The 25,201-nt window shown below is 71.3% G+C and carries 22 protein-coding genes; 9 read left to right on the forward strand and 13 right to left on the reverse strand.

Features of this window, described 5'->3' with window-relative positions; all coding sequences use genetic code 11:
- Window positions 1-568: 568 nt before the first annotated feature.
- Window positions 569-1,096, forward strand: a complete 528-nt coding sequence (locus LUM46_RS13735; RefSeq protein ID WP_274994608.1) for a PDDEXK nuclease domain-containing protein — start codon at window positions 569-571, stop codon at window positions 1,094-1,096.
- A gap of 26 nt (window positions 1,097-1,122) precedes the next feature.
- Here the strand turns inward: LUM46_RS13735 and LUM46_RS13740 are convergent, their stop codons facing one another.
- The 13 genes from LUM46_RS13740 to LUM46_RS13800 all read right to left on the reverse strand — a co-directional run bounded on the left by LUM46_RS13740 (window position 1,123) and on the right by LUM46_RS13800 (window position 15,795).
- Window positions 1,123-1,785 (reverse strand): PKD domain-containing protein, encoded by a 663-nt coding sequence (locus LUM46_RS13740; protein ID WP_274994609.1) that lies wholly within the window; start codon window positions 1,783-1,785, stop codon window positions 1,123-1,125.
- Window positions 1,786-2,144: 359 nt separating this feature from the next.
- On the reverse strand, window positions 2,145-2,651 hold the full coding sequence (locus LUM46_RS13745) for a DUF6318 family protein (RefSeq protein ID WP_274994610.1): 507 nt from the start codon (window positions 2,649-2,651) through the stop codon (window positions 2,145-2,147).
- A gap of 317 nt (window positions 2,652-2,968) precedes the next feature.
- Window positions 2,969-7,567 (reverse strand): LysM peptidoglycan-binding domain-containing protein, encoded by a 4,599-nt coding sequence (locus LUM46_RS13750; protein WP_274994611.1) that lies wholly within the window; start codon window positions 7,565-7,567, stop codon window positions 2,969-2,971.
- Window positions 7,567-8,073 (reverse strand): pilus assembly protein TadG-related protein, encoded by a 507-nt coding sequence (locus tag LUM46_RS13755; RefSeq protein ID WP_338109894.1) that lies wholly within the window; start codon window positions 8,071-8,073, stop codon window positions 7,567-7,569. The genes LUM46_RS13750 and LUM46_RS13755 overlap by 1 nt, the downstream gene beginning before the upstream one ends.
- Complete coding sequence (locus LUM46_RS13760; RefSeq protein ID WP_274994612.1) at window positions 8,070-8,561, reverse strand: TadE/TadG family type IV pilus assembly protein; 492 nt, start codon at window positions 8,559-8,561, stop codon at window positions 8,070-8,072. The genes LUM46_RS13755 and LUM46_RS13760 overlap by 4 nt, the downstream gene beginning before the upstream one ends.
- Entirely contained in the window at window positions 8,558-8,938 is a 381-nt protein-coding gene (locus tag LUM46_RS13765; protein ID WP_274994613.1) for a TadE/TadG family type IV pilus assembly protein, read from the reverse strand. Before LUM46_RS13765 ends, LUM46_RS13760 begins: the two co-directional genes overlap by 4 nt.
- Window positions 8,939-8,941: 3 nt before the next feature.
- On the reverse strand, window positions 8,942-9,241 hold the full coding sequence (locus tag LUM46_RS13770) for a hypothetical protein (protein WP_274994614.1): 300 nt from the start codon (window positions 9,239-9,241) through the stop codon (window positions 8,942-8,944).
- Window positions 9,242-9,327: 86 nt separating this feature from the next.
- Window positions 9,328-10,248, reverse strand: coding sequence for a hypothetical protein (locus LUM46_RS13775; protein ID WP_274994615.1), 921 nt, complete (start codon window positions 10,246-10,248; stop codon window positions 9,328-9,330).
- A 1-nt stretch (window position 10,249) separates the two neighbouring features.
- Window positions 10,250-11,128 carry a type II secretion system F family protein gene (locus LUM46_RS13780; RefSeq protein WP_274994616.1) on the reverse strand — a complete coding sequence of 293 codons (879 nt, stop codon included), beginning with the start codon at window positions 11,126-11,128 and terminating at the stop codon, window positions 10,250-10,252.
- Entirely contained in the window at window positions 11,125-12,756 is a 1,632-nt protein-coding gene (locus LUM46_RS13785; protein ID WP_274994617.1) for a TadA family conjugal transfer-associated ATPase, read from the reverse strand. Before LUM46_RS13785 ends, LUM46_RS13780 begins: the two co-directional genes overlap by 4 nt.
- The gene (locus LUM46_RS13790) at window positions 12,753-13,643 is read right to left on the reverse strand and encodes a CpaE/TadZ family protein (protein ID WP_274994618.1); all 891 of its coding nucleotides are present in this window, start codon (window positions 13,641-13,643) and stop codon (window positions 12,753-12,755) included. Before LUM46_RS13790 ends, LUM46_RS13785 begins: the two co-directional genes overlap by 4 nt.
- 5 nt (window positions 13,644-13,648) lie before the next feature.
- Entirely contained in the window at window positions 13,649-14,353 is a 705-nt protein-coding gene (locus tag LUM46_RS13795; RefSeq protein WP_274994619.1) for an SAF domain-containing protein, read from the reverse strand.
- A 545-nt stretch (window positions 14,354-14,898) separates the two neighbouring features.
- Entirely contained in the window at window positions 14,899-15,795 is an 897-nt protein-coding gene (locus LUM46_RS13800) for a sigma-70 family RNA polymerase sigma factor (protein WP_274994621.1), read from the reverse strand.
- A gap of 190 nt (window positions 15,796-15,985) precedes the next feature.
- Between LUM46_RS13800 and LUM46_RS13805 the strand changes: the two genes are divergently transcribed.
- From LUM46_RS13805 to LUM46_RS13840, 8 genes are all read left to right on the forward strand, one after another.
- A complete protein-coding gene (locus LUM46_RS13805; RefSeq protein ID WP_274994622.1) occupies window positions 15,986-16,315 on the forward strand; it encodes a hypothetical protein in 330 nt (109 codons plus the stop codon).
- Window positions 16,312-17,460, forward strand: coding sequence for a conjugal transfer protein (locus LUM46_RS13810; protein WP_274994623.1), 1,149 nt, complete (start codon window positions 16,312-16,314; stop codon window positions 17,458-17,460). The genes LUM46_RS13805 and LUM46_RS13810 overlap by 4 nt, the downstream gene beginning before the upstream one ends.
- Before the next feature lie 14 nt (window positions 17,461-17,474).
- Window positions 17,475-17,771, forward strand: a complete 297-nt coding sequence (locus tag LUM46_RS13815; RefSeq protein ID WP_274994625.1) for a hypothetical protein — start codon at window positions 17,475-17,477, stop codon at window positions 17,769-17,771.
- A 110-nt stretch (window positions 17,772-17,881) separates the two neighbouring features.
- Window positions 17,882-18,634 carry a hypothetical protein gene (locus LUM46_RS13820; protein ID WP_274994626.1) on the forward strand — a complete coding sequence of 251 codons (753 nt, stop codon included), beginning with the start codon at window positions 17,882-17,884 and terminating at the stop codon, window positions 18,632-18,634.
- A 6-nt stretch (window positions 18,635-18,640) separates the two neighbouring features.
- Entirely contained in the window at window positions 18,641-21,172 is a 2,532-nt protein-coding gene (locus tag LUM46_RS13825; protein WP_274994627.1) for an ATP-binding protein, read from the forward strand.
- Window positions 21,169-23,160, forward strand: a complete 1,992-nt coding sequence (locus LUM46_RS13830) for a hypothetical protein (RefSeq protein ID WP_274994629.1) — start codon at window positions 21,169-21,171, stop codon at window positions 23,158-23,160. The genes LUM46_RS13825 and LUM46_RS13830 overlap by 4 nt, the downstream gene beginning before the upstream one ends.
- Window positions 23,160-23,786 carry a hypothetical protein gene (locus LUM46_RS13835; protein WP_274994630.1) on the forward strand — a complete coding sequence of 209 codons (627 nt, stop codon included), beginning with the start codon at window positions 23,160-23,162 and terminating at the stop codon, window positions 23,784-23,786. The genes LUM46_RS13830 and LUM46_RS13835 overlap by 1 nt, the downstream gene beginning before the upstream one ends.
- Window positions 23,783-25,084, forward strand: coding sequence for a M23 family metallopeptidase (locus LUM46_RS13840; RefSeq protein WP_274994631.1), 1,302 nt, complete (start codon window positions 23,783-23,785; stop codon window positions 25,082-25,084). The genes LUM46_RS13835 and LUM46_RS13840 overlap by 4 nt, the downstream gene beginning before the upstream one ends.
- Window positions 25,085-25,201 lie beyond the last annotated feature (117 nt).

Genomic DNA, 25,201 nt, shown 5'->3' on the forward strand with positions numbered 1-25,201 from the left:
TCTGCGATGTTCTGGGCCCTGATCTGCGCCGGCGTTGTCGGCTCGGCTGACGGCACGAGAGTCGGGGACGGCGAAGCCGACGGGCTCTTCGGCGCCGAGACCGATGCTGAGGGAGAGCCCGGACCAGGCATCGCACCTTGGACCGTCTCCGGCTCGAACACACCCGAGCGCACGACCGCGAACCCGGCTACCGCAATGACTGCGACTCCGATGAGGACGGCGATGGTGCGCGTGGGCGTGATGGCGGACGAGACCATCCGGCGACTCCCTCAACTTCGGGCAGAACTCAGTGAACACGGCCGTAAGCAAGGGTGCGCTATATCCGTCTTCCCGGCAAGGCGCTCCTGTGATAATTCACAACATCCAGCCAACGGTAGCCATGGCCAGGCCTGCAACACGTCATGCACTGGCACTGACCGCCGTTCTCGGCTATACCGCTTCGTTGCATATACGCAACTCGGGTGGCGGATGCTGTGATCCCTCTACAGGCTTAGGTCATGAGCAATTTCACCCGATCTGATGCCCAGAATCTCGCCGGTCGTGTCATCGCGTTCGCGAGGGCCGAACGATGAGCTTCTTCCAGCGCACAGAGGACTTCCGGCCCGAGGGGTTCGAGGACGTGGTCGGCGAACTCGTCGACTCGATTCGACGCTCGTTCACGGGCATAGTGGTGGACCACCTTGAGGACCTGCTCGCCACCCCAGATCGCCACATGTGCCTGGTGGACCGCCACGTGAGTCTCACGGAGAACGACCGGGACTACACGATCGACCTGCTCCTCTTCCACGTGACCCAGATGCGCTACATCGCCATCCAAGTCCAGGCCGGCCGGTTCGACCCTGCCCTCGTTGCACGCGCCCGCTACACCCTTGGCCTGGTGGATGACCTGGTCCGCGCACCCGAGGTTCACGGTCCGACAGTCGGCATTCTGCTCTGCACCGACGCTGCGGCTGACCAGCAGCCGGGCCCCGTGGCGATCACCCTCTACGACGAGGTCGCACCCGCAGAGCGGACCGGACTCCCGCTTTCACTGGAGCTCACGGCGCTCATAGACCGCTGCCTAGACACGGCTGGGGCGACACCAAAGACGCCCTAAGGCATAAGCGCAAAGCGACGATCGGGTCAGCCGCCGTACAGGTCCTCCACCAGACGCGCTCTCGCTTCCAAGATCTCCAGGCTGCCCGACGACGACACCGTGGTCCCCTCTCCCGCAACGTCATGCCAGGTCGGTTCACCGGCCAACCGAAACTGGCCATGCCATGTGGTGGTGAGCGAGATGGTCACCGCGCCCTGCTTCACGTAGGCGTGAGCGACCGTGTGCGCCGGGTATGGAGCACCAGGGTCGGTGGTGACCAAAGGTGCCGATCCGTCGCCGAAGTCCCACGAGTAGCTGCTAGGCACAGCCCTGATGTCGACGGGTATGCCGAACAGACTAGTACTCATTGTGCGGGGCTGGCTTTCAGTGAAGGCAATCGTGTCGACGTTGACAAGGGTCCATCCGTCCGGCGGCTGCACGTTCACCTCAGACGGCGCGATCTGCATCTCCTGGAACGCACGAGCCGCCGCCGCTGGTAGATCGACCTGTTGGCGACGCTCCGCCAGGCAGGACTCCTCCTCGACCAGCGCGGCATCCGACCAGCCGTCCCCCTGGCGTCGCTGCTCGAACAGGGCGCCGACCGGCTGTTCGTCGTCCTCACACTCGATGCCGGCGTAGGCGAGCTGATGGCCCTCGTCGCAAGATTCGGCGAACGCGGTAGCACCGCCGAGGTCGCGGAGGAAGCACATCGCGGGAGTGACGCGCCACTGGCGCACGGGCGATGCGGGCGTTAGCGAGTCACCGCCTGCCGCCGAGTTACGCGCCGCTGGGGTTCCAGCGGCCTGGAGCTGCGCTTCTATGGTGATCGATTGCTTTTCAGCACGACCGCCAATCGTAGGATGGTCCGCTGTCGCAGCAGCCGGTGGTGTCGCGCTGAAGACAGCTACAACGAAGATCGTCGATACGAGCGCTGACGTTCGGGTTGGCATGGCGCTATGTCCCTGGAGCTGATGCGATCTCGACGACCACCCACGAACCAGCCCGTCGACCCATTTCGACACGCACTTCAGAGGTAGACGACTCCGCCGAAGAGATCTCGTTGCCAGTGTCATCGGTGACCATCGACGCCTCTTGTTGGATCGACATGTCTACGGGGTAGATACCAGTGAGTGCGTCTCGCGCGTAGCTCACCAGGATCATCCCCCTTTGCTTCGCCCCCCCGATAGGTCTGGTCATTCGCTTGGAAGCTGGCGATGTCCTCAAGCGCGTCATCGCAAAACCCACAAGCCCGATGCGACATCGCCTCGAACTCCTCGGTATCACCAGTAGCCATCACATACGGGTAGAGCTCGATGAAGTACTCCGCCGCCGCAGCCGCACCCTCCGCGTCGTCACGCTCCATCGCGTCCGGACGCTCCGGCTTGGTCGGCGCCGACGGGGACGGGCTCGCGGACACCGCGGGCGTCGAATTCCCAGACGAATCCTCTGTCGATGAAGCGGTCACCTCAGGATCCGGGCTCGAACCCGTGCAGCCAGACAAGGTCAGTCCGACCGCCACGAACAGCCCCGCAACACGCATCGCCGCGCCATCCATGTACGCCCCCTTGCCGCTCACGCCCCACCGTTGCGTATCCGCAACAGTGGGGAATGACGCTAGCCGGGCTAGCACGATCCGGAAAGTGGGTGCTGTGGATAACCGGTCTCAACAAGCTCGACCAGCGGGCGGAACAGCCTCGCCATGCGGAAACATCCGGGCGATCCCACCGAAACCTCCGGCCCTTTTCCGTCCGCGCCAAGCCGATCGAAGGCAAGGTCCACATACCTGGCACAGCGGGAAAGAGAGACTGGGCCGGCGGTTGTACGGATCGAGCCTGTCGGGATGAAGGTCTCGACAGGCTCGATCAGCGGTGAGCGGTTTGACCAGCGACGAGGTCAGCCCCGCGACGACCGGCCCGCGTCCGCTTCGCGACGGCGGTCCTGCTCGTCCACCTGCGCCAACAGCTCCTCGGTGTCCGGCTCGGGCTCCATGGCGAGCTGCTCCAGGTGGTCGCGCAGGCGGTCGACGAGCCGGCCCACCGCGTCCCGCCGTCCGGAGGCGATCTCCGCCCGGATCCCGTTGCGCCACGAGCGCTCGTCCACAGGGTCGGCGAGCCGGCCGACCTGCGACGCGTGCCGCGCCATCGCCACGTCGCCCGCCAGCAGCGCGCGGCGCGCGACCTCGTGCGACACGTCCACGACGCCCGACGAGATCGTGTGCATCAGCTGCTCCGCCCACACGTACTTGCGCAGCGCCACACCCTCGAACGGCCGGCCCCGCACCAGGTCCAGGGCAGCGAGCAGGTCCGACGTCGGGGTCTGGGTGAGGTCGGGACCGACCAGGTCGCAGAAGATGTGCCAGTCGGTCCTGACCCCGCGCAGCCGGTATCCGGCGGACTCGAGGTCGGCCTGTCCACCGTCGTCCGCCGACCAGTAGCGCGGCAGGTACTCGAAGCCGTTCTCGTCCGTCCCCAGCCAGCGCCGCGCCCGCGAGACCGCCGAGCGCCGGGTGGCGAGATTCGGCTCGCGCGACGGCCACAGGGCCTTCGAGATGTCCGAACCGCGCGAGCCAGGGTTGAACGCCAGGAACGCGATCAGCTCGGTCGCCTGCCGCTGGTGTGTGGACGGCAGCTCGACACCCGTCGTCCCGGCCAGCTCCACGCTACCCAGCACGCGCACGATCGGCGCCTCGACGACCTGCGGGGTCCCGACGGGCTCGGCCCGCGGGGACTGCGGGTCGGGGACCACCGGCGTACCCAGCGGCGGCGTCGCGACGCTCACCGCCGCACTCGCCCACGGCGAGAACCTCTCGGGCTGCCTCGGCGCCGAACCACCGCCGTTGCCGTTGCCCCCGTTGCCGTTACCCCCGTTACCCGTCCCAAAGCTGGGCGACGGCGCAGGACCGTCCGACTCACCGACCGCCATGTCAGAATCCGCGGCACCGGCGCGGACAACATCCATCGGGATCTCCTCCAGCGTCGGTTCGGTGCGGTCGATCGAACGGCTCCAGCTGGGGCCGGGTGCGGTCTCGGGTTCGGCCAGCAAGGCCAGGGCTCGTGCGTAGGTGGTGGCGTCGAGCTGCTGCGGACGCACCGCGATATAGGCGGGCATGAGGATGCCGCGGGTGGTGTCGCCGTTGGTGAGCTCGCCGGTCAGGTCGAGCACCCAGTCGCCCACCTCCGCGCTGGAGGTCACCGCGGCGATTCCCACACCCGGGACCCGTTCCACCAGGCTCTCGAGCTTGGCGCGCTCGACCAGGCCGAGCTGCTCTCCCACGAGCAGGATCTCCGGCGTCCAGGCGTCCGTCGCCAGCCCTCGACCACGCGCATCGGCGACGGAGGTGGCGCCCACCTGGGCGAGCGTCCGGTCGACGTCGGCCGCGCGGGCCTCCAGCTCGCGGATGATGCCCGCGAGGCTGGAGACGTGCCGGACCCGTCCGGTGTCGACCACGCCCGGCAGCTCACCGAGCGCACCGACCACGGTGACCTGCAGGTCGTCGGCCCAGAGGCTGGTTGCCAGCTCGACCGCGAGCGCCGCGAGCGTCGCCTGCGCGGCGGCGTCCGTGCCGCGGATGTCGAGGCACGCGAGGTTCTCGAGGTCGAGCATGAGGTGCGTGTCCTCGTCGTCGTGGCCGACGGTGACGAGGGCCGGGTAGGGCGCTTCGCCGTCGTCGCCCTCGACGGGCTCGATGACCGAGCCGACCTGGGCCGTGGCGTCGGCGTCGCCCGCCGCGAGCTGCCAGACGAACCGGTCGGTGGTGCTGGCCCAGGGCTCGGGCAGGTCTGCCGCGCGCTCGAGGTAGAGCTCGACGAACTCGCCGCTCTTCAGCCGCGCGACGCGTACACCCGGCAGGGGGAGGCCTCGTTCGCGGTGCCACCGGGCGAGGCTGCGGAGTGCGCGGTCGACCTGGCTGCGGCCGAAGGGGTCCTCGACCGTCCGCAGGTCGCGCTCGAGCATGCCCGCGGGGGTGTCCGGTCCCGGCACGACGACGGTCTCACCGGGTGCCCGGCCCTTGTGCACGCGCCGCCGCTTCACGGCGACCAGCGCGATCAGTCCCGCTGCGAGCAGCCCGCCGACGCCGGCCGCCGTGCGGATCCCTACCGCTTCGCCGATGTCGTCGACGACGTCGGACACGACCCCGGACGCCGAGTCGAGGAGCGACGTGCCGTCGTCGGCGACCGTGGCCGCTGCTCCGGCGGTCGCCGTGGGGCGTGCGGTGGTGACACCTGCCACGTCGACCGGTGCGGCCGCCGGGTCGGCGGTGGAGGCCGTGCCTGTCCCCGAGCTCTCCACGGGCGCCACGGCCTCGACCGGCGGAGATGTCTCCACGGCGACCTCAGGTGCGCTGTCGCCGACGACCGGCTCGTCCCCTGCGAGCTCGTCGGGGAGCACCTCCTCGGTGACGGCGCCGCCCACGGAGGTGGCGCTCACGTCGGAGTCGGGCACGGGAGCCTGTTCCTCGGCAGGGCTCTCGGCGCGGCTCGCGGCCGGCTGCTCACGGTCCGACGCCGGGTCGCTGCCCCACGTGGTGCCGCTGCCGGACGCGGTCTCCGCGACGGAGGGATCGTCCTGCGGCAGGAGCTCGTCGGCGATCAGGTTCTCACCGGGGATCGATTCCCCCGGCACACGCCCCTGCGGGGCGGACTGGTCCGCCCCGAGGTCGAGCTCGTCCCGGAGGTCCTCAGGAGTGACCTCGTCGAACTGGGGCCCGGTCGTCTCCTGCGGTGCGGGCGGGGCCTGCGGGACGAGGTTTCCCTCCGCCGTCTTCTCGGGTGCCGGTTCCTGGGTCCCTGGTTTGCCGATACCGGCGGCTCCGGTGCCGGCGTCGGCGGGGTCGGGCTTGTCGGTGCCCTCCCGTTCGGATCCGCTCTGCCCAGCATTGCCCTGCCCGGCTCCGTCCCGGTCCCCGCCGGGCGCCTTGGGCCCCGCGTTCTGGCCGGCCCGGTTCGGCTGCTCGGTGGCCGGCGCCCCGCCGGCCGGCTGCTCGTCCGAGGGTGCTCCGGCCTCGCCACCCGGCTCCACGACGTCGTTCCCCGCGCCGCCCGGCTCCTGGATGTCCTCCGGCTCGACCTCGACGGCGCCCTCCGGCGTCGCCTCGGTGGTCGGTGCGGACCGCTCGGGCTTCTCGGCCTCGGTCTGCTCCCGCTCGGGCCGCACGGGGGCCGGCGGGTCCGTCTTCTGGGGCAGCCCGGCGGCACCGGCGGCGGACTCCGCGGCGCCCGACTCGTCGGCCCGCGCACCCTCCGGTGCCGGTTCCGACTCAGACTCCGCAGGCCCCGCCGACTCGCCCGGCTCATCGGCCCCCTCATCGGCCCCCTGGTCGTCCGGCTGGTCAGCCTGATCGCCCTGCTCAGTTCCCTGCTTGTCATCCCGCTCGCCGGCACCGGGCGAGCGCTGCTCCGCGTCGTCGGCCCGCGAACCGCCGTTCCCGGCGTCCGACGTCGGCTCTCCCGCGCCCGGGACCGTCACGGTCCAGCCCGGAAGGATCAGGTCCGGATCCGTGAGCCGAGCACCGCCCGGCTGCTCGGTGGTTCGTGACGCCTCGAAGACCTCCGGGTACTTGGTCCCGTCGCCGAGCTCCTCCTCGGCGATGCCCCAGAGCGTGTCACCTGACTCGACGACGACCTCGGCGGACGACGCCGCGCCGCGCTTGTGCACGTCGACGGTGCCGTCCGGGTCGTCGCCGACCTGGCCGACGGAGGTCGGCGCGACCCCGGTGTCGACCGGAGCAGCATCCGCCGGCAGCCTCAGGACCCAGCCCGGCTCGATCCAGTTCCCGGCGTCGAGCGCGCCGCCGTCCGCCTGTGGCACGCCGTAGTTGAGGTCGGCGATCTGCTTGAACCGCGCGCCGTCGCCGAGGGTCTGCTCGGCGATCCGCCACAGCGAGTCACCCGGCTGCACCGTATAGGTGGCCGACGGCGCCTCGTCGGCCCGGGCACGCTCCCCCACCTTCTCGCCAGCACCAGTACCAGCAGCAGCGTCGGCGACCACCGCGGCACCGGGCGTGACCGGTGCGGACACGGCGGTCCCGCCCGCGCCGGTCTCGAGCGGCGTCGTCGCGGCCACCGCAGGCGCCACCGACGGGGCGGCGACCAGCATCGTGATCACCGCGCCGACCAGTACGGCCGCGGCACGCTGCTGCGCCCCCAGCCCGCGCACGTGCGGCGACCGACGTCCGCGCAGCGCCGCGATCACCTCGACCACCACGGCGAGGGCGAACGTCATCCACGCGATCCAGCCGACGATCTTGATCAGCCCGATCAGGACGGAGCCGGTCACGTCAGGGCTGGTCAGCACCGAGATGACCCGGTTCAGGCTGACCGGTCCCGTCCACACGGGCCCGCCGAAGATCCACAACCCGACCGGGATCCCGACGACGAGCGCGATCAGGAGCAGCGCCGCGCCGAGCCCTCTCGCCACGCGTGCGCCCGTGCCCTGCCGCGGTCCGCCGGGCTCGCCCGTCGCCGCTCGGCCCTGGACTGTCGAGGTACTCATCAGGGTTCCTCCTGTCCTATCCCGCGGACCGCCCGCGCCTCGGCGTCGGCCGTGACACTGAGCGAGCTGATTCCGATCAACGTGAGGAACGTGGTCTCGTAGGTGACCTGGGTACCCACGCTGACGGCGGCGCCGTTGACGGCGGTCACTCCGCCCTGTACGCCCAGCGCGGCGAGGGTGTCGGCGGCGGCCTGCGTCGCACGTGCCGGGTCCACCTCCGGCGGCAGCCCCATCTGGGCACGGTCGATCCGGATCTGCTGCGCCGCGGCACGCGCCGCCTGGTCAGCGGCGTACTCGGCCTCGTCCTCGGCCTGCAGCCGCCCGCCGCCGTCGACCACCAGGCCGATGGCGATGATGAGCGCGGGCACCATGCCCGCCGCGAGGATGTTGACCTCTCCCCGCTCCCGCGTCCCGCGAGCAGTCCTCGGGACGGTCCTCGAAGCGCCCCTCCGCAACCCCGCCGTCCGCACACGTCGCACCCACATCCGCCCGACCCCCCTGGTCATGACCGCCCCCGGTAGGCGTCCAGCACGGACGTGCCGGTCGCACTGATGGTCCGCGAGCCGGGCGCGCCCGGCAGGCCGAGATCGCGCAGCGGCACCACGCACTCCACCCGCACGGTGATCGTCCCGACCGTCCCGAGCGGCAGGTCGAACGCGTCGGTCGACGGCCGGACCGACGTCGACGCACAGCGCACCCCGGAGTTCGTCAGGGTCGACGTGGCGGTCGAGGTCGCCTGCACTTCGGCCACGCTCGCCGTCCGGCTGATCGACGCCGCCCGCGCTGCCTCGTTCGCCGCCGACTGCACCACGCCCTCGGCCAGCACCAGCCGCCCCGCCATCACGAGCAGCAGCCCGATGAGCAGCAGCATCGGAAAGACGACGGCGGTGTTGATGGCGACGTTGCCCTGCTCGGAACGCCCGGGCAGCTGCTGCCGGGCGGGGACCCGTCCGGGCAGCAGGTACCTGGTCACTCCGCGGCGACCGCTGGTCATGGCCCCACGGCTCCGGAGGTGAACCGCTCCACCGGCCCGGTGGCCGACTGCTCGATCCGCAGTCCGCGGAACCCCGGCACGATCGACGGCGCCAGCCCGACCACACGTGCGCTGGCCATCTCTTCCCCGCGCGTCACGGACACGTCGACCGACGCGAACGCCTCGCCTCCGCGTGCAAGACGCGACGCCGCCTCCGCATATCCCGAGTCAACGCTGCCACCCTCGACGCGCGCGGCCTGGACGGCCCCGTTGGCCACCGACTGGGCGGTGTTCTGCGCGTGGAAGTAGAGCATGCCCTGCACCATCGCGAAGATGAGCATCAGGACGATCGGGTACGTCAGTACGGTCTGGAGGGAGGCGGCACCGCGTTCGTCCATGCTCTATCCCCCGCCACCCAGCTGTGCCATGTAGCGGTCGACCAGACCCTTGATCGCCGCGCCGAGCGCGATCGCGATGCCGAGGCCGACGACGGACAGCACGACCACCTCGATGGACTCCAGGCCGGCCTCGTCGGGCTCGCCCGCGCGGCCGGCGGCCAGCCGACGGCGGAGCTCGGCCGACCGCTCGGCAAAGCGGGTGTTCAGGGCGTCGACGCGACCACGCGCCGCAGCCGCGCGCAAAGAAGCCCGTGCGGCAGCGTGCGACGCTGCCGACCGGCCCTGGCTCAGGTGCTGGTTCATGTTGACTCCTGGGGGTGCTGTCGACTTCAACAAATGGGTAAGAGGCGGCTCGTGTGACATCCGGGTGCCTCCGGAGGGGGGTCGCATCACGGTGCTGTCTGAAACATAGTGACCCCGATCGGGAAAATAAGCATCAGAAAGTACACGAAGACGGTCATGGTGCCCGGAACGGTCATACGCACCGTTGCGTCGTGGGCGAGCTGCTGCTCGACGTCGAGCTGGGCGTCACGCATCGCAGCCGCCTTGGACTGCAGCTGGTCGTGGATCGCCGAACCCTGCGTACCGGCGAGCTCCACGATGGAGGCGACCTCGCCGAGCGCGTCCACCTGCACCTCTTCACCGAGCTCCCGGAGCGCCGACCAGGGCGCCTGCCCCTCCCACCGGCTCCGTTCGAGCGCCGCGGCGATGCGTCGGAACGGCCACGACCCGGCCACCTGCGCCGCGGCGAACGTCGCCTGGGTGGCACCCGCGCCCGAGATGCGCTCGATCGCGAGCAGCTCGAGGTAGGTCGACACCGCACGGGAGAACTCCTGCCGGGCGCGCTTCGCCTTGGTCCGTGCGTCCAGGTCGGGCAGGAACCAGGCGCCGAGCGCGAACACGAGCGACGCGCCCAGCGGGACCGACACCGGCATGCCCAGGTTGAGCAGCCCGACGCACAGCCCGAGGAACGGCACCGCGACCAGCGCGATGACCGTGCCGAGCGCCTTCTCGCCGTAGTGGTCGGTGGCGGTCTTGCCGATGAGGTCGAGGTCCGCGCGGGTGGGGCCGCCCCGGCCGAGCACCGACACGGGCAGCCGGCGCTGCGCCCATGCGCCGAACACCTGGGTGTACCGCTGGGTGGCGGTCAGCTCACCGCCGTCGGACACGGTGATGGGCTCCACCTTGTCGACACCGCTCAGGCGGTCCAGCGCGGACTGGAGCCGCGGTGTCGACGGCAGCAGCTCGCGCACGACGAGGAACAGGCCCAGCCCGGCGACCAGGCCGGTCGCCACTGCCCATGGCCACATGTCAGGCCCCCCGCTCGTCGGGAAGGAACCGCGGGATCGGCTGCCCGAGGCTGATCTTGCGCATCCACAGCAGGCAGACCACGTAGGCGCAGAACAGGACGACCGCCACCACCTGGCCGAGCGGCGAGTCGTAGCCGCTCAGGTATCCGGACATCGCCGTGGCGGCCAGCACCACGAGCGTCACGATCGTCACCCAGCGCACGGTCGCGCGACCCGTCGAGCGCTCGGTCTCGATCTCGCGCCGCGCCTTGGCCTGGGCCGACAGGGACTCGGCGAGCTGGCGGAGCGCCGGCGCCACTGCACCCGTGCGGTTGTCCGACTCCAGGATCATCGCCGAGGCGATCATGTCCGCCGAGTAGTCGTCCATCTCGTCCGCCCACCGGTAGAGCGCCGGCTTGATGGGCTGGCGCGCCTCCAGGCGCGCCACGAGCCGGGCGAGCGACGGCCGGACCGACGGCGCGGCGCTGTGCAGGGTGGCCGCGATGGCCTGCTCCAGCCCGACGGCGCCTCCGGACAGCACACCGATCAGCGACCGCACCCAGGCGGTCAGGTCGGTGAGCTTCTCCACCTCGTTGGAGTGCGTGGTGGTCCGGAACAGCGCCGGCAGGCCGACGATCAGCACAGGCACGATGAGCACGAGCGACCACCAGCCGGTCACCATCCCGACCGCGAGGCCCACCGCCGCACCGACCCCCAGTATCTTGCGCTGCGGGTAGAGCGGTCCGCCCTTGGTCAGGCCGAACAGCCGCAGCAGCCCGTAGAAGGGCGGCGTGGCGCGGGCGGGCTTGGGCGTCGCCTCGAACTTCTGCGCGCCGACGACGACGAACCACAGACCGAGGCCCAGGCCCAGGCCGGCCAGCACGGCGATGAGCGTGGTCATGCGTTCCCCCAGAGCCCTTCCCGGTAGTTCAGGAGGCTCGCGTCGAAGCCCTCGGCCTCCAGGTCGGCGAGGAACGAGGGCGTCGTCTTCGGCACGGCGCGACCGTTCGGCCCGGGCTCGAAGACGTCGGTGATCGCCACCGGGTTGCCGGCCTCACCGCGCGTCACCTCGATCACCTGCGAGACGTACCGGTGCCGACGTCCGTCGGCGCCGGAGTCGACCCGGAGGAAGACGATGAGGTCGACCGACTGCGCCACCTGCCGGTACGCATACGTCTCGGAGAGCGTGGAGTCCTGCACGGCCATGCCGACCAGACGCTCGACGACGTCGCGCGCGCCGTCGGCGTGCACCGTCGACAGAGAGCCGTTGCCCATCTGCATCGCCTGGAACATGGACACGATCTCGGGCCCGCGCACCTCACCCACGATGACGCGGGAGATGTTGTGCCGCAGCGACTCGTACACGTTGACGTTCGTGTTGATCTCGCCCACCCGGCGGCCCGAGGTGTTCATCTCGCCCGAGCCCTCGCGCGTGCGCAGGGCCACCACCCGCTTGTGCTTCTCGGGCTCCAGATGCAGGTAGAGCTCGTAGTCGGTCTCGATGGTGGCGATGGACTCCCAGGGATCCAGGCCCGCACACAGAGCGCGCAAGAGGGTCGTCTTACCGCTGCCCTGGCCCTGCCCGGAGACGACGATGGACTTGCGCGCCCGCACCGCGGCGTTCAGGAACTCGACCAGGACCATGTCGATGGTGTTGTTGCGACGCAGCAGCTCGAGGTCCACGGACTGCAGCCGCTGCAGCCGGATGGTGACGCGCGGCCACGGCACCACCCAGCCGACGGCGGCGAGCCGCACGCGACCGGGCAGGTCCAGGTTGAGGAACGGGTTGGCCCGGGTGAACGACCGCTCGTTCGCGGGGTCGCGCGCCGCGAGGAACTGCAGGAAGTCGATGAGCTCGGCGTCGGAGTCGGCGATCGGCTCCGCGTACGTGCGGCGGCCGTCGCCCATCAGCATGAGCACGGGCGCCGTGCCCGTGATCTCGATGTTCTCGACGTCCGGCGTGTCGATGAGCGGCTGCAGCCGGCCGAGCCGGAACAGCGCGTCGAACAGCGCGCGTGTCACCTCGACCTGGTACTCCGGCGTCCAGTTCCGCTGCCCGCCGGAGAGCAGGGCGTCGTTGTGGTCGCGCACCACCTGCTGGATGAGCTCCTGGCCCAGCGCCTCGCGCTGCTCCTCGTCCAGCTCACGCGTCGCGAGCGCCGTGGTCAGCCGCGCGGAGACCTCGCCGCGCAGGCTGTTGACCTGGCGCCAGAACTCGGAGTCACGCAGGCGCGGGTTGCCGGGCTGGCCGTGATACTCCCGGCCCGCGCGAGCGACCGCCCCGACCCAGGGCGAGGTGCCGTTCCCGGAGGGCGACGCACCACCGTTCGTCGTGGGAGCACCGATGGTGCGGGAACCGCCGCCGGACTGATCCACGGGCGGGGTCCGGTATAGCGGCGGGGCGTTGCGCTGGTCCGGTCCGGCGCCGCCCCCGCCGGCGCGGGTGCGCTGCGGCGGCACGGGCGCCTTGTCGTCCGTCTCGTGGAAGATCGGCAGCGAGGACAGGTCCGGGAACTCGGGCGTGCTCATGCGCGCCCCCCGCCGTCACGCCGCTGCCCGGCCCGCGGACCGCCGTCCGCGTACTCGGGTGGACGGTGCGGGCCGGACCCGCTGCCGCCGTCGCGGGAACCGGTGGCGAACCGGGCACGCCGCTTCTCGGTGCGGTCCTGGATGCGCGAGATCACCGGCCCGGCCGAGCGGACGAGCGGCGACGTCGAGTACCGGCGCCCCGCGGGCGACCCCACGGACAGCACCTCGGCGTTCACCGGGTCCCAGGCCAGCGATCCCACCGTCGCGAGGCCGAGCGTCCGCGCGATCTCGCCCGCGTCGTACGGCCGGCCGGGCCCGACGGTGAGGGCGGTGAGGTTGGTGAGCTCGCGCGCCGCGGCGTCGACCACCGAGGTACGGGACTTGACCAGCTCCCGCGTCACCGCGATGTCGGGCAGGCGCGAGCCGGTGGTGATGAGCACCTGGTCCGCGAGCCGGACGAGCGGCTCGCGGTCCTCGCGGACGACACCGCCGGTACCGAGCCGCCCGAGGTCGACCAGGACGTCGATGCCGCCGCGCTCCAGCGCGACCAGCTGGTTGGCGAGCGGCCCCCAGAGGTTCGCGACGGCGGGCGCGGTGTGCGGGCTGACGATGCCGGGCAGGAGCTTCTTGTCCGGATCGTTTCGAACGAGCGGGATGGTCTGCTCCCAGAACGACGCTTCGAGGTCGCCGTGGGAGTGCGCGATCGCGAGCGGCTGCAGGCCGCGGTCGTGCGGCAGCTGACCACGGAAGTAGCCGGCGAGGATCGACGACCCGGCCAGGTCGGCCTCGACGAGGAGCACGGGCCGGGGCCACTGGAGCGCCATCACGAGCGCCGCCGTCGTGGTTCCCGGCGAGCCCTTCGCGTTGGCGAGGGCAATGAGTGCCACCCGGATCACCCCGCCCCGACGGCGTCGATCACGAGGGCCACGCGGCCGGTCGCTGCTCGAGCCGCGAGCGCCGCAGCGTTGGACGAGGGCACCTCGACGTCGATGATCTCCTGGTCGCCGAGGGGCGACGGCTTGCTGCCCATCACGGTGGCGGCGATGGCGAGCGGTGCCTCGGTGGGCGGTTCGCCGCCGGCTGCCGGCGTCTCGATGACACGGACGGCGTCGCCGGCCTCCAGGGCTTCCGAGCCGGGCATCTGGTTCGGTGCGAGCGCGATGCCCACGATGGATCGTCCGGCAGCGGGCTGGAGCTCCTCGGTGAAGCTGTCCGTCGTCAGGAGCTGGCCGTCCTTGAGGTCTGCCGTGGCGACCATGCCCGTGCCAACCACCTTGTCGAAGTCGTCTGCCGAGACCGGGTCGAGCGCGCTCGGCCCGGTGGGCAGCTCGACGGTCACGATGTTGGTCGGGGTGATCTCCGCGCCGCGCGCGATGGTGCCCTTGATCGCGAGCGCCTGGTAGGTCTCCCCGAGCGAGGTGACCAGGTACACGGACGCGAGCACGCTCAGCGCCACGAGCGCGAGGCCCAGGGCGATGAGTGCCGGCCGACGGCGGGCGCGCGTCGGTTTGAGCGGCCCGGGGGGTGCGGGTCGCTGGACATTCGTCGCTGACCGGGCCTGCTGGTCCTGGGTCGCGACCTTCGTGCTACTGCTCACCGTGCCGTCTCCTCCGAGCCCGTCGGCGGAGTCCGCCTCGGGTTCCCCCGCTGCGGGACCCATCGAGGTTCCCATTCGTCCGCCTGTGTCCACCGTGCTCCCGCCCGTGCTGGTCAAGGGCCTCCTGCGGGTGTCACGCGTGTGTCACCGCAGGCAATCCTCAACTACTCGGGCGGACCCGGCAGGTTGAACGCTAATCAGGGTTCTGTGTGCCCGCTAGGTCAAGAAGACTTCAAAGTTGTGGAGATGGCTTGAATATTGAGTGACCTTGCAACGATCTGCCACTGACGGCTCGCTACCACACCCGTGGTGTTGACTTGCCAGGTCAGGCCATGAGAAGAGGGTCCCCCACGACCTGGCGTGCGCCAAGGCCGGCCGGGGTGAACTTGTGTCCGGCGTGGTGCAGGACCTGTGGAGCACCCGCGTGGTCGCGGGCTCCGGACGGACCGGCACCGGACAGACCGAGAGGGCCCCGCTGGCGGTGGGGCCCTCTCGCGATGACGTGGACTTCGGAAGACTTCAAGGCTTCACGCACCCCCCAGTGCTCAGCCTGTCGGTCGTCCTCGTCCCTCACCGTCCCGTTCGCCCGGCTGTCCCCCAGACAGACCACCGGACTGAACGGCTTCCGCCAGCCGTCGCACTGCGCGACTCGCCCGCTGGCGCAAGGCTGCGTGCGAGATGCCCAGCTCGTGGGCCACCCGCCGCTGATAGTTCCCGCGACCCGAGCCGAGCTCGGCGTACTCCGGGAGATCGGGGTCCGGCGCGTAGAGCCGCGCCAGGAGTGCTGACTCGTCCCGCGTCAGGACTTGTCTGTCGAGGCCCCACGCGATGACGTCGAGCACCTCGCCCGTGGTGCCGAGCGACATGCTCGCGAGCGAGTAGACCGCGTCCGGACCCGGTTCGGGTGTCGACGGTCGCTCGAGGACGGTCAGCGTGTTGGTGTCGGTAGGGATCTCAGCCACCCGCGGCCCGCGGCTCGCCCGGCTGCCGCGTGCGTGCGGGGCCCGGTCGCCGACGACGCGCGTCAGCGTGTGCCCCTGCAGTCGCATCGCGACCCGGCTGCTGCGGTCGAGGTCGTAGTGGGTGATCGCGTCCCACATCGCGGCGGCCGCCTCCTGCTCGAGGTCCTGCACGTCCGGGTAGTGCCGGCGAGACCGGCGCACGATGGTGCGGACGGCGGGAAGCATGCACTGGAGCACCGCACGGCCGGCGGCGAAGCTGCCGCCCGCGTGCTCCACGATGAGCGCGTACAGGACCTCGTCCGCCTCGTCGGGAGCGAGCTGTACCGCTTCGCTCGTACGAAGCCCCGCGATCTGCGGGAACCGCGTGGCGAGGCGTTCGATCTCGGTCGCGAACGACCGCGTACGGACCAGGTCGGCCCAGTCGTGGTCGAGCTCGCGCATCAGCGTCCCGGCCGCTGGTGCAGGTGTCCGTGCAGGCATGGCAGTTCCCCCCTCCGTCGGCCCTGAGTCCATCCGGGGGGTGTTGCCCGCCACTGTTGCCCGTTCCATCTGCATGTATGTGACCTGCGTCACAGTTGGCCAAAACCCGGGGATCACCGATGTCACACGAACTGCCGACCTGCCATTTGTGCTCAGCAGACACAGGAGACGGAGAAACGGGAGAGGCGAGATGAGCAAGGAAGAGCTCGACCAGGCGCCCGGCGCCGGACTCGGCAGCACCGACCTCGGCAGCGCGGGCGTCCGCAGTGCGGATCCCGAGGCACCGGACTTCGACCACACGTGGTCCCTGCTCCGCGACACCGCCGAGGTGCACGCGGCCCGCGGCGAGGTGGCGCCCGTGGTGCGCGACCTCGTCGCGTCACTCACCGAGGACCCTCTGGGCGAGGAGGACACGACCGTCCGCCTGACCGAGGCGCTCGACAGCCCCCGCGTACGCAGCGCCCGCGAGGCGCGCGAGCGCATCCGCGCGGACCTGCAGAACGAGGTGCGGACGCGATGAGCTCGCTCCTCGTCCGTCGGCGCGGCAAGAAGACGGCCAAGCCGGCCGAGCTGCCCGCCCCGGCCGACGGCGCCTCCAGTACCGGCTCGCCCCGGACCGGCGGCACCGACCAGCCCGCGACTCCCCCGTCGTCGGGCGGCAGCGGTGACGGCGAGAGCTCTCCCCCGCAGGTCGTCGAATGGTCCAACGGGCCCGCCCTGGTGACCAAGACCTGGGGTGTGCTGCTCGCGCTGGCGCTGCTGGCCGGGCCGGCCGCCCTGGTGTGGACCGCGCTGCGGCCCGAGCCTGCCCCCGTCTCCACGGCCACCGGTGCGGCGAGCACCGCCGAGGAGGCCGCCGCGAACGAGCGGGCGGTCGAGCTCGTGGAGACCTGGCTGCGGGCCGACAGCGACGACCAGCAGCTCCTCACCTCGCTGACGAGCGCCCCGGTCGGCTCTCTCCCCCAGGAGGGTCTGACCATCCGGGATTCGTCGGTGGCCCAGATCGAGCCGGCCGACGACGGCGTGTGGTCGGTGACCGTGGGCGTCGACGTCGCGGAGCCCGCACCCGGTTCGACGCCCCCGCCTGCGGGCGGCGGAGCCAAGGCCGACGAGGAGGCGGAGGTACCGCTCGTCTGGGTGCGGCGCTACTTCCAGGTGCCGGTCCTGGTCGAACGTACGGAGACGGAGTGGTCCGGCGCCGACCTGGCCGTGACCGCCGTCGCGCTGCCCTCACCCGTCTCCGGTCCCGCCGCGGTGGCCGAGCCGCCCGGCCTGGACTACCCCGAGACCATCGCTCCCACGTCCGCCGCCGGCCAGTCCGCCGCCGGGTTCCTCGCGGCCATGATCGCCGGCGACGGCGAGATCACGCGCTACCTCCGACCCGGCACGTCGGTCTCGGCGATCAGCCCGGCCCCGTACGCGGCAGTGGCCGTGACGGGCATCAAGGGCTCGCACGAGGTCGTCGACGACCCCGCCGACGGCGACGGTACGCACGCCCTCATCACCGCCGAGCTCACGCGGCTCGACGGCAACAAGACCACCGCCCAGTACGTCCTCACGCTCGTCGCGCGGGACGGCCGCTGGGAGGTGGCCGGCCTCGAGCCGGCCGTCCGTATCGACACGACGCCATCCGGCACGATCGACCCCGGCACCGCCGGGGAGTAGCGAAGGAGAAAATCATGACCAACGAGATCGTTATGGCCGGCTTCCTCGACCTCATCACCGTGAAGTCCGAGGAGGTCAAGAGTGCTATCGAGTCGGTGACGTTCGTCGTCGTCATCCTCATGGTCGTCATCACGGCGGTGAAGACCAAGATGTCGATCGCGGCGATCCTGATGTCGGCGATCGTCGGCGGCATCGTCCTGTGGCTCGTGAACGGGGGCATCAACGTCACCTCCGACCTGGCCCGGGACGAGTTCGGCTCCGCTCCGGCGATCGTGAACACGCAGACAGTGAACACGCAGACAGCTCTCTGACGGCCGGTCGGCCGACAGAACCAGGCACATGGCAGGACGCTGAGGGCACGGCACAGGGTTGGTCAGGCGGGCGCGTCCGCGCGCCCGGCATGTGGTGAGGAGGGTGTCCGGTGACCGAGACCGCGAAGTTCTACACGAAGGCCCGACGCATCCCCATGCTGGTGGGGAAGCTACCCAGCGGCGGGCGCATCTGGGGTGGCCCGTACACGATCACTCAGGTGGGAGCGGGCGCCGTGGTGGCGTTCACGCTCTGGAAGACCGCTCCGCTGTGGGCTCAGCTGGGCGGCTTCATGAACATAGCGGTCGCCGTCGGCGTGGTGGTCGGCGTCGTCTGGGCCACCGGCAAGCTGCCGAGCAGCGGACGCAACCCCGTCGCGTTCGTCATGGACGCGATGAACCTGACCTCCAGCCCGGGACGTCTGGTCGGCGGGCAGGTCGCCCTGCCCAAGCCACGCCTGATGACGCACCGGGTCATGGTCGTGCTGCCCCGGCAGACCATCGGGCCGTCCCCCACCGAGCGGGCCGCCGAGCAGGTACGGCCGGTGGCCGGAGCGGTCGAGGCACAGCCTCCGACCGTGGTCCGTCCGATCCCGACAGAGCTCCTGCCGGAGCTGACCGGCCGCGGACCCGCCGACGCGACCATCGAGGGCAGGCAGCTCCGACCGGCCCGGCCGGCGCCCGCCCAGGAGCCCCGCCCGATCCCCGACAAGCGCTCACCCGCGGACTGGGCAGCGGCGGCCGCGACCGTCGCGGCGACCACGCCTGACCGCAGGACCGCCGACCTCACCGGCGTCGGGCAGCTGCTGGCCGGAAAGCTGCAGAACACCGACGGCAACGCCCCCACCACCCCGCGAGAGGACTGAGCCCTCATGCTGAGCCACATCTCGGCCCTGACCGACGGCCTCATGTGGACCCGCACCGGGACCGTGTGGGCGGTCTGGCGCGTGTCCCCCGTGCCCTACGCGTTCCAGCCCGACGACAAGAAGCACGCCGCGCGCCGGCACCACACGGCGCTCTACCGCGCCCTGCGCGGCGAGTCCCTGCACCTCGGTCTGACGGCGGCCACCGACCCGGCGTCGGTGGTGCTCTCGATGATCGAGGGTGTCGACCTGACCGAGCGCGAGGCGTGGGCCGCCGAGTGCGAGGCCACCCTCGACTTCCTGGAGCAGATCCCGATCGGGCGGCGGGTCCACTGGATCACCGCGCCGCTGGCCAACCCGGGCGCGAAGGCCTTCATGGAGCCGCTGCGCGCGAGCTGGACCACCCTCCAGGACACGCTCATGATGCCGCGCTCCGTGCCCGGCAGGCATGCGATCGGCGAGCGGGCGGCGCAGGCGGAGGCGCTGCGCAAGGAGATGCCCTCGGCGTTCGACCCGCAGCCGGCGACGGTCGCCGAGATGGCCTGGATGTTCGGGCACGCGATGCAACGTGGCCTGGGCCTGGACACGGCGGTGCCGGTCGACGGGTCCCTGGACGCCGAGATGCACCTGTCCGGCCCGTCCGTGCTGCCGTCCGCACTGGTGGACCCGGCCGGGCAGACCGACTCCGAGAAGAAGCTGGGCCCGCTGCAGATCCTGAAGCGGCCCTACATCAAGGTGCTCGACCCGACCAACCCCGAGCTCGCCTCGTACCAGACGACGCTCGTGGTGAGCGATACGCCGTCGGGCGGGATCGTGTACCCGGGGTGCGAGTGGATAGGTCGCGTCGACGAGTCCGGAGTGCCGTGCGACTGGGCGATCCGCATGACCGTGCGCTCGCGGGACGAGGTGACCAACCGCAACCGGCGCGCCGTGCGCACCCTGAACGACCAGTTCGACCAGCGCTCCGAGGAGGAGCGCGCCGGCTCCTCCCTGGACACGACGGCACGCGCCCTGGGCGAGTACCAGGCGGTGATGGACGCCGACGAGCTCGAGGTCGAGGTCGACGCCACCACGATGTTCACCGTCTCCGGCCACACCCCGGAGCAGGCGCTCGACGACGCCCGCGACCTGACCAAGTACTTCGCCGCCATGCAGTTCTCGCTGCGCACGGACCCCACGATCCAGCCGACGCTCTTCGAGGCCACGCTCCCCGGCATGCCGACGCCGCGGGCGGTCCGGGAGTACTCGCAGATCACCACGGCGCGGGCGTTCTCGGCGGCCGTGCCGTTCGCGACGACGGAGCTGGGCGACACCTCCGGCGCGCTGTTCGCCCTGGAGATCTCGAACGGTGCCGCCCGGCCGAACCCCGTGTTCGTGAACCTGGCCGGAGCCACCGACAAGCTGGACGTCGCGCTCGCCATGGGCTTCGTGGGTGAGCTGGGCTCCGGCAAGAGCGTCTCGATGAAGACCGTGGCCATGGACAACGTCGACATGGGTGCCACGCTCATGGCGGTGGACCACACCGAGATGGGCGAGTGGGGCATCGCCGTGTCCGAGATTCCCCACTCCCAGGTGGTGGAGATCTCGGAGGACGCGACGGTGTCCATGGACCCGCTCCGGATCCTGCCGCCCGCACAGGCGCCGCGGGTCGCCCGGTCGTTCATCACCGTGCTCCTGTCGGTGCAGACCAAGTCCGAGCAGAACGTGCTCCTGTCCAAGGTGCTGCAGACCGAGTACATGTGGCGGCACAAGATCACGTCGCTCGGCTCGCTCGCCCGGCACCTCGAGGTGGACTGCGAGTTCTCCGGCGCCAAGCTCCTCGCCGACGAGATGCGGATCTTCTCCGAGCTCGACTTCGGACGCGCCCTCTTCGACGACACGCTGCCGCCGCTCGACCTGAGCTCGCCGGCGATCGTGCTGCACACGCACAAGATGCAGCTGCCCTCGCGGGCCGACATGGAGCACGGGCACCTGTTCGCCGAGCTCAAGGCCGAGAAGGTGTTCGGCCGCGCCACGTTCGCGCTGATCGCGGCGCTGGCCAGGTACCGCTGCTTCGCGGACCGCTCACGGCTCGACATCTTCGCCGCCGACGAGGCGTCCAAGACGATGTCGTCACCCGAGGCCGCCGAGGAGATCGGGACGTTCATCCGCGACGGCCGTAAGCACAAGGCCGCCCTCCTGCTCGGCAGCCACGACGCCGAGGAGGACTTCGGCAACGAGGTGGTGCGCGGCCTGATCCCGTTCCGCGTGCTGCTGCGCCACCGTGACGCCAACCTCGCCCGGCGCGGGCTGCGCTGGCTGCACGGCCTGTCGACCGACGCACCGGTCGACGAGGGTCTGGTCAAGCTGGTCACCGAGGGCACCGCCCCGGTGACGGACGCCGCCGTCGGGGTGGTCGAGGAGCGCCGCGGGGAGTGCCTGATCCGGGACTTCCAGGCCCGGTACGGCCGCGCGAAGGTCATGGCGCCCCTGGTGGACAAGCGCGCCGAGACGGTGAAGACGACCCCCACGAGCTCCACGGGCGCGGTGATCGGGGCATGAACCGGCTAGCACCTCTTCCGGTCGCCGACCCGGGTGGTGGGCTCAACCTGGAGGACACGCAGGGCGTGGCCGTCGACCGGTTCATGCTCCAGTGGGACACGGGTTCGCCGTGGAACCCGCTGAACGTCGACTCCGAGATCTTCTCGACCCTCGCGGGCATGTTCTGGGTCTGGTACCGGGACATGGTCGCGGTGCAGATCTGGGTGCTCGACTGGGTGCTCGGCATGGACTGGCTGGGCTACATCCTGGCGCCGCTCGCGGGGCTCAGCATCATCATCCAGGGCATGATCGCGCAGATCGGCCTGCTCAACCTGATGCTGATCATCCTGGCGTTCGTCGTGGGGTTCTGGCTGCTCAAGGGCCGGTACGCGGGCGGCTTCATGGAGCTGTTGATCGGTTGCATCATCGCCGCCCTGGCCACCGGGTTCCTCGCGAACCCCATGGCGACCATCGGCGGTGAGCAGGGCGTCATCATGCAGTCGCGGAACGCCGGCATGGACATCGCCACCGGTTTCGCGACCGAGGGCGCGTCGTTCCAGCGGGACTCCACGGTCATCCGCGACGGCCTCAAGGGCCAGCTCGTGGACACCCTGCTGCGCGCGCCGCACCAGATCATCAACTACGGCACGGTCATCGACGGCACGGGCTGCGAGGACACCTACACCGAGAACGTCGGCCGCGAGAACGCCGTCGACGCCATCGGAGGCTGCGACGAGGCCTACCAGGAGGCGGCGTCCACCGTCGACGCCGGCACCGTCGTCTCGACGCTCAGCCTGCTCACCACGGGCTTCGTCTTCCTGCTGCTGTCCGTGGTGATCGTCGGCGGCACGATCTTCGCGGTGCTGCTGCTGGGCTGGTCGGCGATCAAGCTGTTGTGGCAGCTGCCGGTCGGCGTCATCTCCAGCGGAACCCGTGCCCAGCTCTTCCGCACGTTCGCGAGCGTGGGCTTCGGCTGCATCCTCGTCGCGATGGCCACGATGTTCCTGGTCGCGTGGATGAAGATGCTGCTCGGCTTCTACGACGCCACGAGCGGCCTGCCGTTCCTCGTGCGCCTGTACCTGTTCAACACGCTGGTCATCGCGGGCGCCGTCTTCTACGTGCTGATGGGCGCGAGCGTGCGGCAGGGCCTGCGCGCGCTGGCCGACAAGCTCGCGGCAGCCGGCGTCCCCTCCCAGGTGGGCGAGCCCGCCGCGATGCCGTGGGACGGCACCGCGAGGTGGCGCGACCGCTACAACAAGGCGAAGGAGTGGGCAGGCGTCGGCATCGGCCCGGCCCCCGTGAAGCCGAACGGCGACGGGGTGGAGGTCGACGGCAACGACGTCCAGCCCGCAGGGCCGTCCACGATGGACGGGACCCCGGGCGGCGGCTCGGTCGGCAGCACCACGGGTGGGGTCTCCGGCGGCGCCTCGGCCGACGACAACCGCACGGTCCCCATCCGGATCGGCGCGGCCGGGCAACCGGTCGGGCCCGACGGCGTCCCGGCGGGCGCCGACGGCGGCGGTGGCGGCGGCAACGCCTGGACCACTGCCGCACGCACGGTCCAGGACCGGTCGCCCGACGGCGGTCGCCCCGGCACCGAGCCGCTGCCGGACGGCGCGAACGCCGGCGAGAAGCCGTCGAACGAGCCGAGCCCGCACCTGCCGCCGACCGCGGGCGAACGGCTCACCGACCGGCTGGGCAGCACACGCCGTACGGGCACGTCGGTCGCGCTCCAGGCGGGGGCCATGGTGGCCAGCGGTGGCACGTCCGGCGCCGCGGTCGGTGCCTCCAGGGCGCTCAGCGTGGTGCAGAAGGCCCGGCAGGCCAAGCAGGCGCTCGGCGCCGCGCGGGGCCTCGGCAAGCAGGGTGAGCGGTCGCAGAGCGCCGCGCGGCTGGCCCAGTCGCTCAACGCGGCACGTCAGGGTGGGGCGCCGCAGGCCGGCGGGCCGCAGCCGTCCGCGATCGTGCACAACCCCGGCCGCCGTCAGATGCGAGGGCTGGGCCGCTGATGAGACGAGCAGTCATCGTGGCGGTCACGATCGTCGCCCTCGCCGTCGGGACCTGGATCGGCTGGCCGCGCGAGGGCGGCCCGGTCGACCCCACCGCGCAGGAGAGCACCGGTGCCGGCACGTCCCGGGAACAGGACGACTTCGGGAATCCCGTGGGGTCTCCCGAGGACGACGGACGCGAGGCGGCCGCCACCGAGGAGGTCGAGGGAGAGCCGGGCGCGGGCGACCCGGCCGCCGAGGTGACCGCCGAACCGGAGTTCGACGAGACCGCGCCCAGCGAGCCGGTCGAGGCGACCTGGGACGAGACCGTCCGGACGGAAGCGCGGGACACGGCCCGCGCGACCATCGCCGCGTTCGCCGCGACCGACCAGACGGCGGAGGCGTGGTGGGACGGGCTCGAGCCGTTGCTCACGCCACAGGCCCGGCCCGTGTACCAGGACGTCGACCCCCGGCTCGTGCCGGTGACCGAGGTGACCGGGGACCCGAAGGTCACCGACGAGACGTCGACGCTGCTCGCCGAGGTGGCGGTGCCCACGGACGTCGGCCCCTACACGGTCCTCCTGACCCGGGCTGACGGCGCGGCACCCTGGCTCGCCGAGCAGATCAGGCCGCCGGAGGGGTCATGAGCGGGCGGGGTGCCGCCGGGCTCGCGACCCGTGTCGCATCGCAGGCGGTCCGGTCGGGAGGCGCTCGGCCGGGCAAGGGCAGGAAGAAGGACGACTCCACGAGGCGCGCGGTGCTCGTGCTGGCCGTGCTGGTGGCCGCCGTCATGGCGGTCCCCGTGGCGGTGATCGCGATGGTCGTGCTGGTGGGTGGCGCCGTGAGCGAGAACCAGTCGCAGAACGGCTGCAGCATGTCGGCGTCGGTCGTGCCGGCGGGCGGGCAGGCGAAGTCGGCCGGCGGCTTCACGGGCGAGCAGCTCCAGAACGCGTCGGTGATCCTGCAGGTGGGCCAGGAACGGGGGGTGCCGGCGCGAGCCCAGGCCGTCGCGGTGATGACGGCGCTCGGTGAGTCCGGCATGCGCAACCTGTCCTACGGCGACGACCGGTTCGGGGTGCGCAACCCCGACGGGACGCTCACGTCGTCGATCGGCATGTTCCAGGAGCAGAAGTGGTACGGGACCGTCGAGGAGCGACTCGACCCCGTGCAGTCGTCCGGCCGGTTCTACGACCGGCTGCTCGCGGTCACCGGATGGGAGACGCTCGAGCCGACGATCGCCGCGCACAAGGCACAGCGCAACGCCGACCCGTACCACTACCAGAAGTACTGGGACCAGGCGCTCCAGGCGATCCAGCTCGTCAGCGGGGCGGACGAGCAGGACCTCCCGGCGCTGTCGGAGTCCATCCAGGGCGCGGCGGCGGGCGCGCCCTGCATGTCCGGCTCGGTCGGTCAGGCCGCCGTCGGCGCGGGCGGGTGGGCCAACCCCGCGGTGGGGTCCAAGGCGTCCGGGTTCGGGCCGCGCAACACCGGTATCGCGGGAGCGTCGACCTACCACCTGGGCCAGGACATCGCGGCGTCCTGCGGCACGCAGGTGTTCGCCGCCGCGGCGGGGCGTGTCGTGATCTCCGGGGCGACCGGCTGGGGTACGGGCAACACGATCCGCATCGAGCACGGCATGGGCCTCGACTCGACGTACGGCCACCTGCTCACGGGCACCAACCTGGTGCGGGTGGGCGACACGGTGCAGGCGGGGCAGCAGATCGCCTCGATGGGCGGTGACTCGCGGATCGACCCGGCAGGAGCCGGCACGTCGTCGGGCTGCCACCTTCACTACGAGGTGCGGATGAACGGCCAGGCCATCGACCCGGAGCCCTTCATGGCCGGGCAGGGCGTGACCCTCGGCGTGGCCGCACCGGTCACGGAGTCGGTCTCTCCCGGCGACGGGACGGACGCGGTGGAACCCACGGGCGCGCGGGGAAACTGATGTCTCCCGTCGAGCCGGCGGCAGGCGCACCGATGATTTCTGCTGACCGCAGACGTCGGTAAAAAGAGGTCGCGATCATCGGTGGGAATACTCGACGATGATCGGGCGTCGTTCAGA

Origin of the sequence: Promicromonospora iranensis (assembly GCF_028994805.1) — a bacterium.
GTDB lineage: Bacteria > Actinomycetota > Actinomycetes > Actinomycetales > Cellulomonadaceae > Promicromonospora > Promicromonospora iranensis.

Excerpts from the sequence above, each read along its gene's own strand:
- LUM46_RS13735 (WP_274994608.1), top strand. The coding sequence starts at position 569 with ATGAGCTTCTTCCAGCGCACAGAGGACTTCCGGCCCGAGGGGTTCGAG.
- LUM46_RS13740 (WP_274994609.1), bottom strand. The coding sequence starts at position 1,785 with ATGTGCTTCCTCCGCGACCTCGGCGGTGCTACCGCGTTCGCCGAATCT.
- LUM46_RS13750 (WP_274994611.1), bottom strand. The coding sequence starts at position 7,567 with ATGAGTACCTCGACAGTCCAGGGCCGAGCGGCGACGGGCGAGCCCGGC.
- LUM46_RS13755 (WP_338109894.1), bottom strand. The coding sequence starts at position 8,073 with ATGACCAGGGGGGTCGGGCGGATGTGGGTGCGACGTGTGCGGACGGCG.
- LUM46_RS13760 (WP_274994612.1), bottom strand. The coding sequence starts at position 8,561 with ATGACCAGCGGTCGCCGCGGAGTGACCAGGTACCTGCTGCCCGGACGG.
- LUM46_RS13765 (WP_274994613.1), bottom strand. The coding sequence starts at position 8,938 with ATGGACGAACGCGGTGCCGCCTCCCTCCAGACCGTACTGACGTACCCG.
- LUM46_RS13770 (WP_274994614.1), bottom strand. The coding sequence starts at position 9,241 with ATGAACCAGCACCTGAGCCAGGGCCGGTCGGCAGCGTCGCACGCTGCC.
- LUM46_RS13775 (WP_274994615.1), bottom strand. The coding sequence starts at position 10,248 with ATGTGGCCATGGGCAGTGGCGACCGGCCTGGTCGCCGGGCTGGGCCTG.
- LUM46_RS13780 (WP_274994616.1), bottom strand. The coding sequence starts at position 11,128 with ATGACCACGCTCATCGCCGTGCTGGCCGGCCTGGGCCTGGGCCTCGGT.
- LUM46_RS13785 (WP_274994617.1), bottom strand. The coding sequence starts at position 12,756 with ATGAGCACGCCCGAGTTCCCGGACCTGTCCTCGCTGCCGATCTTCCAC.
- LUM46_RS13800 (WP_274994621.1), bottom strand. The coding sequence starts at position 15,795 with ATGCCTGCACGGACACCTGCACCAGCGGCCGGGACGCTGATGCGCGAG.
- LUM46_RS13805 (WP_274994622.1), top strand. The coding sequence starts at position 15,986 with ATGAGCAAGGAAGAGCTCGACCAGGCGCCCGGCGCCGGACTCGGCAGC.
- LUM46_RS13810 (WP_274994623.1), top strand. The coding sequence starts at position 16,312 with ATGAGCTCGCTCCTCGTCCGTCGGCGCGGCAAGAAGACGGCCAAGCCG.
- LUM46_RS13815 (WP_274994625.1), top strand. The coding sequence starts at position 17,475 with ATGACCAACGAGATCGTTATGGCCGGCTTCCTCGACCTCATCACCGTG.
- LUM46_RS13825 (WP_274994627.1), top strand. The coding sequence starts at position 18,641 with ATGCTGAGCCACATCTCGGCCCTGACCGACGGCCTCATGTGGACCCGC.
- LUM46_RS13830 (WP_274994629.1), top strand. The coding sequence starts at position 21,169 with ATGAACCGGCTAGCACCTCTTCCGGTCGCCGACCCGGGTGGTGGGCTC.
- LUM46_RS13835 (WP_274994630.1), top strand. The coding sequence starts at position 23,160 with ATGAGACGAGCAGTCATCGTGGCGGTCACGATCGTCGCCCTCGCCGTC.
- LUM46_RS13840 (WP_274994631.1), top strand. The coding sequence starts at position 23,783 with ATGAGCGGGCGGGGTGCCGCCGGGCTCGCGACCCGTGTCGCATCGCAG.